This window comes from Paraburkholderia sp. BR13444 (assembly GCF_040948755.1).
Classification (GTDB): domain Bacteria; phylum Pseudomonadota; class Gammaproteobacteria; order Burkholderiales; family Burkholderiaceae; genus Paraburkholderia; species Paraburkholderia youngii.
On sequence record NZ_JBFPKM010000003.1, the window covers coordinates 162,064 to 176,117 of the forward strand.

At 63.6% G+C, this 14,054-nt stretch carries 14 protein-coding genes; 4 read left to right on the forward strand and 10 right to left on the reverse strand.

Going from position 1 to position 14,054, the window contains the following annotated elements:
* Nucleotides 1–140 precede the first annotated feature (140 nt).
* The 4 genes from AB3X95_RS09705 to AB3X95_RS09720 all read right to left on the reverse strand — a co-directional run bounded on the left by AB3X95_RS09705 (nucleotide 141) and on the right by AB3X95_RS09720 (nucleotide 4,398).
* Nucleotides 141–743: a MarR family winged helix-turn-helix transcriptional regulator gene (locus tag AB3X95_RS09705; RefSeq protein WP_176134982.1), complete on the reverse strand. Its 603-nt coding sequence runs from the start codon at nucleotides 741–743 to the stop codon at nucleotides 141–143.
* Between the two features lie 89 nt (nucleotides 744–832).
* A complete protein-coding gene (locus tag AB3X95_RS09710; RefSeq protein ID WP_176122049.1) occupies nucleotides 833–1,903 on the reverse strand; it encodes a porin in 1,071 nt (356 codons plus the stop codon).
* Between the two features lie 109 nt (nucleotides 1,904–2,012).
* Complete coding sequence (locus AB3X95_RS09715) at nucleotides 2,013–3,005, reverse strand: ABC transporter substrate-binding protein (protein ID WP_176122048.1); 993 nt, start codon at nucleotides 3,003–3,005, stop codon at nucleotides 2,013–2,015.
* A gap of 46 nt (nucleotides 3,006–3,051) precedes the next feature.
* On the reverse strand, nucleotides 3,052–4,398 hold the full coding sequence (locus AB3X95_RS09720) for an MFS transporter (RefSeq protein WP_176122047.1): 1,347 nt from the start codon (nucleotides 4,396–4,398) through the stop codon (nucleotides 3,052–3,054).
* A gap of 211 nt (nucleotides 4,399–4,609) precedes the next feature.
* On the opposite strand from AB3X95_RS09720, the gene AB3X95_RS09725 reads away from it, so the two are divergent.
* The 3 genes from AB3X95_RS09725 (at nucleotide 4,610) to AB3X95_RS09735 (ending at nucleotide 6,238) form a co-directional block, all read left to right on the forward strand.
* On the forward strand, nucleotides 4,610–5,578 hold the full coding sequence (locus AB3X95_RS09725; protein WP_368621478.1) for a 2Fe-2S iron-sulfur cluster-binding protein: 969 nt from the start codon (nucleotides 4,610–4,612) through the stop codon (nucleotides 5,576–5,578).
* Nucleotides 5,579–5,723: 145 nt separating this feature from the next.
* The gene (locus AB3X95_RS09730; protein ID WP_184227600.1) at nucleotides 5,724–5,969 is read left to right on the forward strand and encodes a hypothetical protein; all 246 of its coding nucleotides are present in this window, start codon (nucleotides 5,724–5,726) and stop codon (nucleotides 5,967–5,969) included.
* A complete protein-coding gene (locus AB3X95_RS09735) occupies nucleotides 5,906–6,238 on the forward strand; it encodes a hypothetical protein (protein WP_368621495.1) in 333 nt (110 codons plus the stop codon). The genes AB3X95_RS09730 and AB3X95_RS09735 overlap by 64 nt, the downstream gene beginning before the upstream one ends.
* Nucleotides 6,239–6,251: 13 nt before the next feature.
* Here AB3X95_RS09735 and AB3X95_RS09740 read toward each other — a convergent pair whose 3' ends face one another.
* The 6 genes from AB3X95_RS09740 to AB3X95_RS09765 all read right to left on the reverse strand — a co-directional run bounded on the left by AB3X95_RS09740 (nucleotide 6,252) and on the right by AB3X95_RS09765 (nucleotide 12,836).
* A complete protein-coding gene (locus AB3X95_RS09740; protein WP_368621191.1) occupies nucleotides 6,252–7,373 on the reverse strand; it encodes a dihydrolipoamide acetyltransferase family protein in 1,122 nt (373 codons plus the stop codon).
* Nucleotides 7,374–7,377: 4 nt separating this feature from the next.
* Nucleotides 7,378–8,358: an alpha-ketoacid dehydrogenase subunit beta gene (locus AB3X95_RS09745; protein WP_368591981.1), complete on the reverse strand. Its 981-nt coding sequence runs from the start codon at nucleotides 8,356–8,358 to the stop codon at nucleotides 7,378–7,380.
* Entirely contained in the window at nucleotides 8,351–9,466 is a 1,116-nt protein-coding gene (pdhA, locus tag AB3X95_RS09750; RefSeq protein WP_368621192.1) for a pyruvate dehydrogenase (acetyl-transferring) E1 component subunit alpha, read from the reverse strand. The genes AB3X95_RS09745 and pdhA overlap by 8 nt, the downstream gene beginning before the upstream one ends.
* Nucleotides 9,467–9,890: 424 nt before the next feature.
* Nucleotides 9,891–10,238 (reverse strand): NIPSNAP family protein, encoded by a 348-nt coding sequence (locus AB3X95_RS09755; protein WP_368621193.1) that lies wholly within the window; start codon nucleotides 10,236–10,238, stop codon nucleotides 9,891–9,893.
* The gene (locus AB3X95_RS09760; RefSeq protein WP_368621194.1) at nucleotides 10,235–11,956 is read right to left on the reverse strand and encodes an FAD-dependent oxidoreductase; all 1,722 of its coding nucleotides are present in this window, start codon (nucleotides 11,954–11,956) and stop codon (nucleotides 10,235–10,237) included. Before AB3X95_RS09760 ends, AB3X95_RS09755 begins: the two co-directional genes overlap by 4 nt.
* 34 nt (nucleotides 11,957–11,990) lie before the next feature.
* Nucleotides 11,991–12,836, reverse strand: coding sequence for an SDR family NAD(P)-dependent oxidoreductase (locus AB3X95_RS09765; RefSeq protein ID WP_368621195.1), 846 nt, complete (start codon nucleotides 12,834–12,836; stop codon nucleotides 11,991–11,993).
* Between the two features lie 122 nt (nucleotides 12,837–12,958).
* Between AB3X95_RS09765 and AB3X95_RS09770 the strand changes: the two genes are divergently transcribed.
* The gene (locus AB3X95_RS09770) at nucleotides 12,959–13,891 is read left to right on the forward strand and encodes a helix-turn-helix domain-containing protein (RefSeq protein ID WP_368621196.1); all 933 of its coding nucleotides are present in this window, start codon (nucleotides 12,959–12,961) and stop codon (nucleotides 13,889–13,891) included.
* Nucleotides 13,892–14,054 lie beyond the last annotated feature (163 nt).

The window sequence follows — 14,054 nt, forward strand, 5'->3', positions numbered from 1 at the left end:
ATCCGTATGTTTTGAGCGAGGGAGCAGCAGCATGCCGTGGCCTGCCGTCGTGCCTGTCGTGGACTTGGCACGCCCGCCAATATTATTAGATCTATAATGAATTTGCCACTCGGGAATGACCCGAAACGCCGAGCCGCGCGTCAATCCTGATCGACTTCTTCCCCGCGCGCCGCGATCAGATTCCCCACTTCCCGAGTCGACGGAATACGCAGCGCCGGGTCGTCCGACTCTGATTCGTCGCGTGCCATGTTCTCGATGATCGTCAGCAGAACCTTGCGGGCGACGTTGATCTCGGTGGCTTTCAGGCCCCTGACGCTAATTTCGTTAACTTCTTCCGCGAGCGGAACGAGTTTGTGTTTCAGGCTCCGTCCGCGCGGCGTCAGATAGACGTGCGTGTTCTTGCGATTGCCGGGCTCGTAGCGGCGCTCGACATAGCCGAGCTTTTCCATTGCCGACACCGCACTGAACGTGGTGGGGGTGGTGGTGCCGGTCTCGTCGCTGAGCTCCTTCTGCGTCAGCCCGTCGGTGACCCATAGCACGCGCAGATACGCCCAGTGGCCGAACGAGACTTCATGCTGCGCCAGGCGCATTTGCAGACCGCGAATCATCGCGCGGCCCGCATCCTTCACCAGGTGAGCGAGACGATCGTCCGGTACCGCCTCACGCCAGTGCCGCAGAATGGGGTCCTCGCTCGCGACCCCGCCCTTGCCCTTGCCTCTGCCCGAAGTACGTGCTGCTGCCATGCCTTCCTCGCTGTTATTTTGATCACACCGCTGATAATCATAGCGCTTTAGCCCGCGCGAGAGGCACTGGAGCGCAGCGCCCGGACCGCTTAGAAGGTATGGCGAATGCCCACGGTCACGCCCGCCTGGTCCATGCCTGGCGCAATATCCACGCCCGTGCCGCGAATACCGACATTGGAAAACGAACGATTGGAGACATACGCCCCTTCCGCATACACGTCGGTGCGCTTGGACAGCGAGTAGTCGACGAGCAATGCTCCCATCGTCGGGCCGCCGTGCGGATTGCGAAACTGCGTGTGATAGACGCTGGCGGAAATGGAAAGCGGTGCATTCACCCTCCAGGTCACGCCGCCCCAGTAGAGCAGCGAACTCGGCGGCGCATCCGTATTGCGCGTGTTCAGCCAGCGCAGGCCCGCCAGCGTCGTGACCGGCCCGAAGTCGTAAGAGAGGCCGAGCAGCGCGCGCTGCTGCGCGTTGCTCTGCGTCGCGATCGAGGTGCCCTGCAACTGGTCGTACGTCAGGCCGATGCTGAACGGCCCGCGGTCATACAGCACCGCCGCGCTCATTTCGCGGCCCACTTTCGTTGCGCCGGGCACGTTCGCACCGTTCGGGATCGTCGCGTCGAACCCAGTGCTATACAGTGCCGCGAACGTAACGCCGCCGAGGTGCACGCCATAGCGCACCGAGTTGTCCGCGCGGTTCACGAACTGGCTGTCCATGCTTTGCGCGGAGTAGCTCGGGTTGAAGGTCAGCGCGTCGTACTTGTACATCAGCTCGTAGAGCAGGTTCTGGTGACGTCCGAGCGTGAGCGTGCCGTACGGCGTCGAGACGCCAACGAATGCCTTGCGGCCGAACAGCCGTCCGCTCTGACCCAGCGCGCCGGTGTTCACGTTGAAGCCGCCCTCCAGCGTAAACACGGCCTTGTAGCCGCCGCCGAGATCCTCCGAGCCCTTGAGCCCCCAGCGCGATCCGGCGAGATTGCCCGACTGCTCGCGGATCACCGAGCCCGTCTGTTTGCCTTGGGTCACCCGGTTGACGTACTCGACGCCCGCATCGACGATGCCGTACAGCGTAACCGAACTCTGCGCATGGGCCGCCGTGCAGGCGAGCGTCAGCAACCCGCCGCAGGCGAGCGGGAATGTGTGTCTCTTCATTTTCATCTCTATTCTGGAGGACTGATTATTCTTGATGCGTCGTTCCCTTCCGCGCATCCATCGCGCACCCAGCACCTGCCGCATGCGCGACGGCGCAAACAACCGCCGTGAGGGATCAGATCTTGAATCGCTCCAGGCTGGCCGGGTGGAACAGTTCGGCAGGCTCGAGGCGTCGGCTCGACAATCCCTCTGCGTGGTGCTGCGCGAGGAAGCGGTCGATCACGTGTTCATTGTTGGCGAATCCATACGACCAGAAGTCGTGCCCCATCAGACGCCGCGCATTGCGCAACTGGTCCTCGATGAACGGCAGCGTCACCTTGGTCGCCGAGGTGTCGCTCAAACGGGACAGCGCGACTTCCTTCGATTGCTCGAACGCCTTCGCGATCGCACCGGGAAGCCACGGGTGCTGATCCGCGAGCGTCTTGCGAATGCCCAGGGTGTGCATGATCGGGAAAAGCTTCCTGCGCTCGTACCATCGGGCGGCGCTCTCTTGCGGATCATCGAAAAGGTACTTGACCCTCGGATGCCCACGGTCGAAGCACGACGGCGCGCGCGGTCCGATCACGCCGTCAATCTCGCCATTGGCCAGCAGATTCGAGATCGTCTGTCCTTCTGGCGCGTTTTCCAGCACGACGCCTTCGGGAAGCTTCAGCGCAATCTTCTCGACGCGCGTCGGATCCTCGTAGCCGCCCCGCACCCAGCGGATATCCGATGCTTTCACGCCGTATTCTTCTTCGAGAAAGAGCCGCACCCATACGTTGGCGGTCAGCTGATATTCCGGCACGCCGATGCGTTTGCCCTTCAGGTCCTCGGGCCGGTCGATCCCACGGTCTGAACGCACGTAGATCGAGCTGTGGCGGAATGCCCGCGACGGAAAAACCGGCACCGCGATGTAGGGCGACGTGCCCGCGGCCGTCTTCACCGAATAGCTGCTGAGCGACAGCTCGCAAATGTCGTAATCCGCGTGCCGGAACGCACGAAAGAAGATTTCCTCCGGGTCCTGCAGCATGAACACGGGGTCTACTCCGTCGATCTGCACGTCGCCGTCGATCAGCGGCCGCATCCGGTCATAGTTGCCCACCGCGATGGAAAGTTGAAGCTTGCTCATTCCTGTTCCTGTCTGACTGTCAAAATGCTGGTCGTCGTGTGCATCGTCACACGCCGGATTGCTGTGCCTGCCGCTCGCGCGGCACGCCGAAGAAGACGGCGATGCCGCCGATGAAAACGAGCGCCGCGACCAGCAGGATGCCGGCCGAGAAGCTGCCGGTCGCGCTCTTCACCCAGCCGAGGACTATTGGTGCGAAGAAAGCGCCCACCTGGCCAAGACTGCTGATCACGCCGATACCGCCGGCAGCCGCCGCGCCCTTCAGGTAGTTCGGCGGAATGGTCCAGATAATGGCTGCGGCCGCGAAATAGCTCACCGAAACGAGGCTCAGGCACGCGATGGCGGCAACCGAGTTGTTCGTCAGAACCGTCAGGAGCACCGCGCCCGTGGCGCCCGCTGTCGTCGACAGCACGAAGTGCCAGCGACGCTCGAGCCGCAGGTCGGAGCTGCGTGCGATCAGCAGCATGGCGACCGCGCCGACGATATAAGGCAGCGCCGACAGGAAGCCGATCTGCAGCAGGTTCGAAACGCCTGACTGCTTGATGATCGTGGGCGTCCAGTAGTTGAGGATGGTTCCGCAGATGGGCACCGTGGCCCAGCCCGCGGCAATCACGTACACGCGCGGGTCGCGCAGCGCCGCGAGGAGCGTGCTCGGCGAGTTATGCGGCTTGCTGCGCCCTTCCTCGTCGAGCGCGCCGATGACGATTCGTTTTTGATCCTCGGTCAGCCACCTCGCATCCTGCGGACGGTCGATCAGGTAGAAGTAGGCAACGACACCGGCAATCACGGCCGGCAAGCCTTCAAGGAAGAACAGCCACTGCCAGTTGCGAAAACCCCAGACGTCCATGAAGTTTTGCAGGATGAACCCGGAAAGCGGGCCGCCGATAATCCCCGCAACCGCGATCGCCAGCAGGAACCGCGATGTGATACGAGCGCGGCGCTTCGCCGGATACCAGTACGACAGATAAAGGATGATGCCGGGCCAGAAGCCCGCTTCGGCCGCGCCGAGGAGCGTGCGCGCGAGATAGAACTGCCACGGAGCGGTCATGAAAGCCATGGCAGTGGAGATGCCGCCCCACAGCAGCATGATCCGGGTGACTGTCTTGCGGGCGCCAATGCGCCGCAGCAGCAGCGTGCTCGGCACTTCGAGCAGGATGTAGCCGATAAAGAACAAACTCACGCCGAGCCCGTACGCCGCGTCGCTCAACCCGAGATCGTGCTTCAGTTGTAGCTGCGCGAAGCTGACGTTGACGCGATCGAGATAGTTGAGGACCCAGCACAGGAAAAGAAAGCTCATGAGCCGCAGCGTGATCTTGCGGTATGTCGCCTCCTCCGCCGCCGAATCGGCTATGGCAGACAGGGATAGGTCCCCTGAGTGCAACGTTGAATGTGCCATGACTGAATCTCTCCGAATTTCTTTCTGAATAGTTTGATTAGAGCTCTAATATTCAGGTTACGGCGGCTTTATGTCGCTGACAAGCACGGGTTTATACCGAGAGCAACAGCGCGAAAAATCGTACTCCTTGACTTGCATCATTAGAGATCTAGCAATAAGATGCGTCCATGTTGATGCAACGCAAGACTGGACTGGTCAGAAGGAGACAGACATGACGCCCCCACTCGAAGACGGTTTTCTTCGACTGAAGATTGCCGGCAAGGAGAAGATCGCCCGTGACATCTGGCGCTTTGAACTGACCGACCCGCAAGGCGCGCCGCTGCCGGCGTTCGAGGCGGGGGCGAACTTGATTGTCGTGGTGCCCAACGGTTCGCGACGCAGTTATTCGCTGTGCAATGACTCGCAGGAGCGCGATCGTTACGTCATCGCGGTCAAGCGTGACAGCAACGGACGCGGCGGTTCGATGAGCTTCATCGACGATACGGCCGAGGGTGACGCCGTGGACGTCTCCTTGCCCCGCAACGAGTTTCCCCTCGATGAGCGCGCCAAGTCATTCGTTCTCGTCGCGGGCGGCATCGGTATCACGCCTATGTTGTCGATGGCGCGGCAGTTGCGGGCGGAAGGCCTGCGCTCGTTCAAGCTGTACTACCTCGCGCGCGATCCGGAAGGCACGGCGTTCTTCGATGAACTGACCAGCGACGAATGGCGTTCCGACGTGAAGATTCATCACGATCACGGCGACCCGTCGAAAGCATTCGACTTCTGGCCCGTATTCGAGCGGTCGAAGCCGGCGCAACACGTGTACTGCTGCGGCCCGCAGGCGCTGATGGACACCGTGCGGGACATGACCGGCCATTGGCCGTCGGGCACGGTGCACTTCGAGAGCTTCGGCGCAAGCAATGCGAATGCACGCGAAAGCACGCCGTTCACCGTGCGGCTTTCGCGCAGCGGCACGTCGTTCGACATTCCCGCCAATCGCTCGATCCTCCAGGTGCTGCGCGACGCGAACGTGCGCGTGCCGAGTTCGTGCGAAAGCGGCACCTGCGGCTCGTGCAAGACAGCATTGTGCTCAGGAGAGGCGGATCATCGGGACCTGGTGCTGCGCGACGACGAGAAAGAAACGCAGATCATGGTTTGCGTGTCGCGAGCGAAATCCGCGGAGCTGGTTCTGGATCTTTGAATATTGCCGTTCCGCGTGCTGGTCCTGGTTCAGGAAATCCTGACGGCCGAAATCAGCGCTTCCTGAGACGACATTCCGCCCGCGCCGATTGGACGCACGCGCCGATCTCCATAGCATCGACTCATCGGATATCGAAGGGAAAATCATGGCGGGCAACAGGTCACTGCGTTCCGAGGTCGAAAAACTCGTTGGCCCGACGCGGGGCCGCGGGGGGTGCGTGCGTTTGCTCGACCGCTGCCGCTCGGGCGGCACATGCCGCGTGTGCATCCAGATCGATCGGCCGTCCGGGACGTTTTCACTCTTCTTCTTTCGCCATGCCGACGGCACATGGCACGTGTTCCCGCCGGGCCTGCGCCGTCCGGAAATGGGGATAGGCCGCCTGGCTGCCTGATCGTTCATCAATCGATGAAACGTCACATCGTCGGGCGCTATCGCGGATTCGTTATCGAAGCGCACATGGAGCCACGCACGGCCCGTTTGTCCGATGGAATCGCGCTGACCTATCGCGTCACGTGGTCGCTACGCAGAAGGACTCGAAAACAACACGTCACCGGTGACTTCGCCGATCCCGTTACATACGAGTCGGAGAGCGTTGCCCTCGCGAACATCGACCGCGAGGCGCGCGCTCGTATCGATGCGATGTTGGCGAATCACGCCTAGCACACGCTAACCGCTACCACGCGTTCTGCAGATCCGCGATCGTCGCCGCCAGGAAGCGCGCCGCCTCGCCGCCTGTCACGACGCGATGATCGAACGTCAGGCTGAGCGGCAAGATCCGGTGCACGGCAGGCGCGCCGTCTGCCGCGACGACCTGTTCGTGGATGCGCCCCGCGCCGAGGATCGCGACGGTGGGCGGCACGACGATGGGCGCCGCGTACTTCCCCGAAATCATCCCGAAGTTCGACAGCGTGATCGTGTTGCCGCGCATTTCTTCCGGCGGAATCTTGCGCGCGCGGATATCGGCGCGCATCCGGTCGAGACCGCCGCGCAGATCCGCCGCATCGCGATGCGCGACGTCGCGCAGCACGGGCACGAAAAGCCCATCGGGCAGATCGACGGCAATGCCGAGATCGATCTTCTCAAGTACGTGGCGTCGCCCCGTATGTCCGTCGAACCATGCGTTCAGTGCCGGCTCGGCGCGGCAGCCCGCGACCAGCGCGCGGATCAGGCGAATCGTCACGTCGGTGTGCGGCGGCCATGCGTGAATGTCGGCATCGTCGATCACGGTCGCGGCGGCCACTTCGCTTTGCGCTCGCGCCATGTTGTGCGCCATCGCACGCCGCACGCCGCGCAGCACTTCGGCCGGACCGACTTCGCCAAGTATCTTCGCGACGCGCTGTACGTCAGCCGCCGTGATGACGCCTTCCGGGCCGGACGGTGTCACCATCGAGAGATCGACATCCAGCTTGCGCGCCAGCGCGCGCGCCGCCGGAATCGCCTTGATCACACCGCCGCCCGCGCTGACGCCACCGCCCGTGCCAGGCGACGCAGGCGCGTCCTGCACGACATGCTGGCCAACTTCCATATGGCCGACGACAGTGCCCGCGTCTGCATCATCGGCCTCGCCCTCGAACGCGACGAGCGGCGCGCCCAGATGCACGATATCGCCGGTCCGTCCGAACAGCTTCGTGATGCGGCCGGATTGCGGCGACGGAATCTCGACGATCGCCTTCGCCGTTTCGACCGACAGCAACGGTTGGTCCGCGCGCACTTCGTCGCCATCGTTCACATGCCATTCGACGATTTCCGCTTCCTGCAAGCCTTCGCCGAGGTCCGGCAGTTTGAAGATTTTCATGGCTTTATGACGCCTCCATAGCTTGCCGCACCGCGGCGACGATGCGCGAGGCACCAGGCATGTATTGATTCTCGAGCCGGTACAGCGGCACCACCACGTCGTAGCCGGTCACGCGCTGCACAGGCGCGAGCAGCGAATAAAGTCCGCGCTCGGCGATATTGGCGGCGATCTCCGCGCCGATGCCGCCCGTGCGCGAGCCCTCGTGCACGATCACGCAGCGCCCCGTCTTCGCGACCGAGGCCAGGATCGTGTTCATGTCGATCGGCTTGAGCGTCGCGACGTCGATCACTTCGGCCATCACGCCTTCCTGCGCGAGCAGATCGGCGGCGCCCTGTGCGTCCTGCACGGCACCGCCCCAGCACACCAGCGTCACATCCGAGCCGTCGCGCAGCGTAAAGCAGGTGTCGAGCGGCAGCCCTTCGCCGTTGTCTTCCACTGTCTGCCGGAACAGCCGATACAGGCGCGTCGGCTCGAAGAAGATCACCGGGTCGGGATCGCGAATCGCGGCCAGCAACAGCCCGTACGCGCGCGCCGGCGACGAAGGCGTGACAACGCGCAAGCCGGGAATGTGCGCGAACAGCGCTTCGGGGTTTTCGGAGTGATGTTCGGGCGCATGGATGCCTGCGCCGCACGGCGTGCGGATCACGAGCGGACAGGTGAGGCGTCCGCGGGTCCGATGCCGCAGACGGGACGCATGATTGAGCACGTGATCGATCGCCGGATACAGAAACCCGCTGAACTGGATCTCGGCAACGGGCTTCAGTCCCATCGCCGCCATGCCGATCGCGGTGCCCGCGATCGCTGCCTCGGCGAGCGGCGTGTCGAGCACGCGTTGCGTGCCGAAGCGTGCCTGCAGGCCGACCGTCGCGCGAAACACGCCACCGTTCACGCCGATGTCCTCGCCGAGCAGCACGACGGCGGGATCGTGCTCGAGTTCGTACGCGAGCGCCAGATTGAGCGCATCGATCATGTTCAGATCAGCCATGGCCGGTGCCTCCGTTCTGACCATGCCGACCATTGCCCGCGATCGGCGCGAATCGCTGCGCGCTTTCCAGTTGCTCACGCATGGCATGCGGCAGCGTCTCGTACAGGTGATCGAACATCGCGGAAGTATCGGGGGGCGGCACAGCCAGATACGCCTCGACGGCTGCCTCGACCTGCGCGTGACACGCCCGGCCGAGTTGCTCGTCCTGCGCTTTGTCCCAGAAGTTCATCCGCATCAGATACTTGCGCAAACGCAGCAGCGGCTCTTGTTCCCATTGCTTCTGAATCTCATCTGAGTCGCGATAGCGCGTTGCATCGTCGGCCGTCGTGTGATCGCCGAGTCGATAGCTGAGCGCTTCGATCAGCGTCGGGCCGTCGCCTCGGCGCGCTTTCGCGAGTGCCGCATGCATCACCTGATGCACGGCGATCACATCGTTGCCGTCGACCTGCAAGCCGTCGATGCCCGCCGCGATTGCCTTCTGCGCGAGCGTCTGCGCCGCGCTCTGCCTGCTGCGCGGCACCGAGATCGCCCACTGGTTGTTGTTGACGACGAGCACGAGCGGGGCCTGCCAGACGCCCGCCATGTTCATCGCTTCGTAGAAGTCGCCCTTAGATGTGCTGCCATCGCCGCAGATCGTCACGGCGACGCGCGGCTCGCCGCGCAGCTTGAACGCGTAGGCCGCGCCGGCGGCATGACACACCTGGGTGCCGATAGGAACGCAATTTGGAAAGTCGAGCCGCGGCACGCTGAAGTCGCTGCCGCGTTCGTCACCGCCCCAATACAGGAGGCTTTCCGTCATCGTGACGCCGCGCAGCAATTGCGCCGCATGATCGCGATATGAAGGGAACAGCACGTCATCGGCCTGCATCGCGCTCGCGACGCCCACCCCGATCGCCTCCTGCCCCACCGACGATGCAAAGGTGCCGAGCTTGCCGGTGCGCTGCAGCGCGACCGCTTTGGTATCGAATGCGCGGGTCAGCACCATCGCGCGATAGAGGGAAATCAGCGCCTCTGGTTCCCGCGCGAAGGCCGGCAATGGCTGCACGGGCTCGCTTTCGGGTCCGAGATATCGCGTATACCCGATGTGAAAACTGGCAGTCGTGGTCATGACCGCCCTCCCTATTCTTCCGATGTCGAATGCGTGCAGGAGATCACGTGCACAACCCGTGCCTGTAGGCGCGGAAGTGCCGGCGCCCTGAACGGCGGTTCGGGCGGCTTATCGTTTGACAGGGAAAGCGGGGATAAGGTGCGAAATTTTCTGCTGCGTAGTGCGCGTCAATGCAGGTGGAGAAGCATGCGCGCAGGGGTGTGCCCGCAAATTGTTCATCCCTTGCGGAGCGGCGGCCGACTCGGAAATCCCGCCATATTGCTCAGCTGAGCCAGTTCATTCGTTGCGTCGCGCAGTGCGAACGGATACTTGCTGGCGATCCGCGCGATCGACGATCTGTGGGGCAACCAGACCTGAGCCGCCTCTTTTGTGAGAGAAGCGCGCGGGCTCCGCGATGGAGCCCGCTTCGGCGGACAGCTTCGGCTTACTTTGCGACGCTATCCAGCGCGGTGGCGCGAATGAGCCGTGTCTCCTGCGCCGTGATCAGATGGCCCGATGCCTTCAGATAGGCGGGGAAGTCCGGGTGCGTATCGCGTGCCAGGCACCGTCGTTCGTAGTCGGCCAGATCGTCATACCCCCACAGGTGGGTGAACTGGTTCTGCGGCCCGACCATGCTCGTCCAAAAGCCGAGCGGATGTCCAAGCGTCTCGAGCAGGATTGGCATCGCGAGCCTGTCGAACACGTCGAGAAACTCGGGCATCTTGCGTAGCGCGATCGTGTAGATCCGGAAATCCAACAGGGGCTTTGCCAGATACATGGAGCGTGTATTCATGCGCACACCTCCTCTTTGGAAGTCATGGCTTTGGTGGCGATCGCGTTACCGGTGACGAAGCCGAACGTCATATTCGGCCCGTGCGTGATACCGGCGCCCGGATAGTTGCCGCCCATCACGCTGCGCCGGTCATTGCCGACCGCGTAAAGGCCCTCGATCTCGCTGCCGTCGGCCCGCAGCACTTCGCCAGTGACGCTCGTCTCGAGGCCGTCGAAGGTGCCCAGATCGCCCATCACCACCTTCACCGCATAGAAGGGGCCGGTCGCGATAGGCGCAACGCAAGGATTGGGCTTGTGGTCCGGATCGGCGAGATAACGGTTGAACGAGGTGCGACCGCGATGGAACGCCGGGTCTTCTCCGCGCTCGGCATCGCGATTGTAGGCATGGACCGTCATTTCGAGCGCATCGGGAGCGATGCCGCAATTGCGCGCCAGCTCGCCGATCGTGTCGCCCTTGATCAGGTAGCCTTTGCGCAGCAGCGGCCCCACCGGCATCGGTGCGGGCTTGGCATAGCCCAGTCCATACTTGCCCAGCGCCACCTTGTCACAGATCAGCCACATCGCCGTCTCCCGTTCACCCTCGCAGGCGCGCATCAAAGCGGCGCCAACGTCGTGGTAGGAGTTCGATTCATTGGTGAAGCGCTGACCGCTGCGCAGCACGCCGATCACGCCGGGCTTATAGCGGTCGAGCAGATGCGGAAACACGCCAGTGCGGCCCTTGCCGAAGGGCACCTTCGAGACAGGCATCCAGGCCGCCGCATCGGCGAAGCCGAGCTTCACGGCACCACCCACCTTCTCCGCCAGGGTCAGCCCGTCGCCGGAATTGCCGACGGGCGTGGGCGACAGATGCTCACCGCCACGCTTCACATGCGGATAGACCTGCGCGATGCGCTTCAGATCGTGCGGGAAGCCGCCACAAGCCAGCACGACGCCGTGCCGGGCGCTGATTCGAAGCTCACCGTCCGCGGCGCTCGCGCGCACACCGGTCACCTTGCCGCTCTTGCTCAGCAGTTCCTTCACGGGCGTCGAAGTGAGGATCGGAATGTCGATCGCCAGCGCCGACTTCGCGAGCCTCGCGGCGAGCGCGTTGCCGCTCGTGACGTTGATCCCGCGCCGGTAGAGCGCCAGTTCCTTGATGTGCGTAGCCAGACGGCGCGCCACATAGAGGAACGAAACGATCGACCTGGTCGCGCGGAAGAAGTGCTTGAGGTCCGCGTTCGAGGAATTGAACATCATCCCCATGAAAGTGATCGTCTCGAGCGGCTGCTTGAGGCGGCGCATGTCCTTGCCCAGCCCGCGAATGTCATAGGGCGCGGCGAGGATCGAGCGGCTGATGTCGACGCCGCCGGGCGCATCCGGGTGATAGTCCGGATAGAGCGTGGGCACGAACTTCATTTCGGTCTCGCGCTCGAAGAACTCGACCATTTTCGGCCCGTTCTCGACAAAGCACTCGACCGCGGCGGCATCGTAGTTATTGCCCGTCTCGCTCATCATGTATTCGCGCACGCGCTCGACGGTGTCGGCCGGGTTCTGCTGCCAGCCGTATTTGCTGAGCGGAATCCATAAGACCCCGCCCGACAGCGCGGTCGTACCACCGAACACGGGCTCCTTCTCGAGCACGATGACATCGAGGCCGCGCTTGCGTGCAGTGATCGCAGTGGCGAGGCCCGCGGCACCCGATCCGACCACGACCAGATCGCAGGTGATCTCCTTGGTCATATCCAATCTCCTTGTCGTTGTGGTGTGATGGCGCTCACGCGGCCGCGGTAGCGTTGAAGCCGGGGCGCGGAACCATGTCCATCAGCATGCAATCGAGCCCGCCGTCGACGAGCACCTCGGCGCCATTGACGTAGGCAGCCATATCGGAGGCGAGGAACAGCGCCGGGCCGGCCAGGTCCTCCGGCTCGCCGATGCGGCGGCTCGCGGTGGCGGCGGCGCGGCGAGCCTCGAAGCCGGGCTCCTCGTAGAACTTCGCGGACAGCGCGGTGCGGATCATGCCGGGCAGCACGCAGTTGCTGCGCACGCCGCGTGGGCCCCACTCCGCCGCCAACTGCCGCGACAGCAGCAGCACGCCAGCCTTGCTCGGGCTATAGGAACCGCTATTGGTCTGCGGATTGAGCGACGCAATCGACGCAACGTGGACGATACTGCCCTTGGCCGCCGCCAGCATGTCGCGCCCGAACGCCCGGGCACACAGCAGATAGCCGGTCAGGTTGACGGCGATGGCCTGGTTCCAGTCCTCGATCGAGACCGTCTCGAGCGCGCCGGCGCGCAGCAGCCCTGCATTGTTGACGAGCGCGCTGACCGGCCCGAGCTCCGCGCGAACCTTGTCGGCAGCCGCGGCGACCGAAGCTTCGTCCGACACGTCGCAGCCGATCGCCTGCGCCACCGCACCGGCCTTCCGAAGCTCGGCGGCGACAGCTTCAGCACCGGCAAGATTCCGATCCACGAGCGCCACGTGTGCGCCGACAGCGGCGAAGGCGCGCGCGATGCCGGCACCAATGCCACTGCCCGCACCCGTGACCACGCAGACCTTTCCGTGCAAGTTCAGCGCGTACGGGGTCGAGGCCGCTGCGCGATTTTCAAGTTCCTGTCTCATGTAATTTCCTTCCTGAAATATTTCTGCGATTACGCTTCCTGATATCCGTATCGCCATTGAACGCCTCGAGCGCCTGTGGAACAATGGACAGAGTCGACATAGAGCAGGACATAACGTGCATCATGGCCTCTGACCAGCAGCGCCGCCGGACCGTGCTGCATTTCGCGCTCTATGGCGCGGAAGCCGACCAGCCTTGGGTCGACATGGTCCATTACGAGCGCATTCCGCTGCGTGCGGGGCGTTTCGACTTCGACATCGAACCGCACGTCCACGACGCGCTGATCCAGGTGCTGTACATCACCGCCGGCGGCGGCGAGACTTTCATCGACGGCAAGACCTGGGCCGTCCAGGCGCCATGCCTCGTCGTCGTGCCGGCGCGCTCGGTCCACGGCTTTCACTTCCGCAGCGACATCGACGGCCACGTGATCACCGCCGCGCAGTCCGCGCTGGAATCGCTGGCGATGACGGCCGCGCCCGAGCTGCTGGAATTCATCCGCACGCCGACGGTGCTGTCGATCGATCCCGACGTGGAGCGGGGCACATCTCTGGACACGCTATTTCAGTCGATCGGGCACGAGGCGGAGAGCCACGAGCGCTGGCAGTTCACCGCGGGCGCCGCACTCACCATCACGCTGTTCGTCAAGATCGGGCGTCTCAGCGAGAGCGCCCGGCTCTCGGCCAGTTCCGAGCAGCGCACGATGGCTGCGCGAATCGAACGGTTCCGCGCCCTGCTCGACCGCCATTGCCGTGAGCGGCGCCCGGTCGCCAGCTATGCCGGCGAGATGGGCGTGACCACCGGCCAGCTCTCCCGCATCTGCCGCGCTACGTTCGGGGTCTCGGCCATCGAGGCGATCGATGCACGCTCGATCCATGAGGCCAAGCGGCTGCTCGGCTATTCGACGCTCAGCGTGAAGCAGATCGCCAGCGAACTGGGCTTTCAGGACGAGGCGTATTTCGGACGCTTCTTCCGCAAGCAGACGGGACTGCGGCCAACCGAATACCGCTCCGCGGCCCACGATCGTTCCCTGCCACCTGAAAAGGCGACAGCGAACTGACTCGCCAGTTGGGCTTAATGGCGCCAATTTAGAGCCTGAGCCGCGTTCCCCTCAATGGACAGAGACGACGTTTGCCCGGACAAAACATGCATCGTGATGGATGCCCGATGGCGGTAGTAACCCGCACCTCACTGGTTCGGAGCCGAACTCAATAAGGCTAAAC

Bases quoted from the DNA above. Each gene is read 5' to 3' on its own strand.
- AB3X95_RS09735 (WP_368621495.1), top strand. From the start codon at position 5,906: ATGGCACGTGTTCCCGCCGGGCCTGCGCCGTCCGGAAATGGGGATAGG.
- AB3X95_RS09705 (WP_176134982.1), bottom strand. From the start codon at position 743: ATGGCAGCAGCACGTACTTCGGGCAGAGGCAAGGGCAAGGGCGGGGTC.
- AB3X95_RS09730 (WP_184227600.1), top strand. From the start codon at position 5,724: ATGGCGGGCAACAGGTCACTGCGTTCCGAGGTCGAAAAACTCGTTGGC.
- AB3X95_RS09720 (WP_176122047.1), bottom strand. From the start codon at position 4,398: ATGGCACATTCAACGTTGCACTCAGGGGACCTATCCCTGTCTGCCATA.
- AB3X95_RS09760 (WP_368621194.1), bottom strand. From the start codon at position 11,956: ATGACCAAGGAGATCACCTGCGATCTGGTCGTGGTCGGATCGGGTGCC.
- AB3X95_RS09710 (WP_176122049.1), bottom strand. From the start codon at position 1,903: ATGAAAATGAAGAGACACACATTCCCGCTCGCCTGCGGCGGGTTGCTG.
- pdhA (WP_368621192.1), bottom strand. From the start codon at position 9,466: ATGACCACGACTGCCAGTTTTCACATCGGGTATACGCGATATCTCGGA.
- AB3X95_RS09755 (WP_368621193.1), bottom strand. From the start codon at position 10,238: ATGAATACACGCTCCATGTATCTGGCAAAGCCCCTGTTGGATTTCCGG.
- AB3X95_RS09745 (WP_368591981.1), bottom strand. From the start codon at position 8,358: ATGGCTGATCTGAACATGATCGATGCGCTCAATCTGGCGCTCGCGTAC.
- AB3X95_RS09740 (WP_368621191.1), bottom strand. From the start codon at position 7,373: ATGAAAATCTTCAAACTGCCGGACCTCGGCGAAGGCTTGCAGGAAGCG.
- AB3X95_RS09770 (WP_368621196.1), top strand. From the start codon at position 12,959: ATGGCCTCTGACCAGCAGCGCCGCCGGACCGTGCTGCATTTCGCGCTC.
- AB3X95_RS09715 (WP_176122048.1), bottom strand. From the start codon at position 3,005: ATGAGCAAGCTTCAACTTTCCATCGCGGTGGGCAACTATGACCGGATG.
- AB3X95_RS09725 (WP_368621478.1), top strand. From the start codon at position 4,610: ATGACGCCCCCACTCGAAGACGGTTTTCTTCGACTGAAGATTGCCGGC.
- AB3X95_RS09765 (WP_368621195.1), bottom strand. From the start codon at position 12,836: ATGAGACAGGAACTTGAAAATCGCGCAGCGGCCTCGACCCCGTACGCG.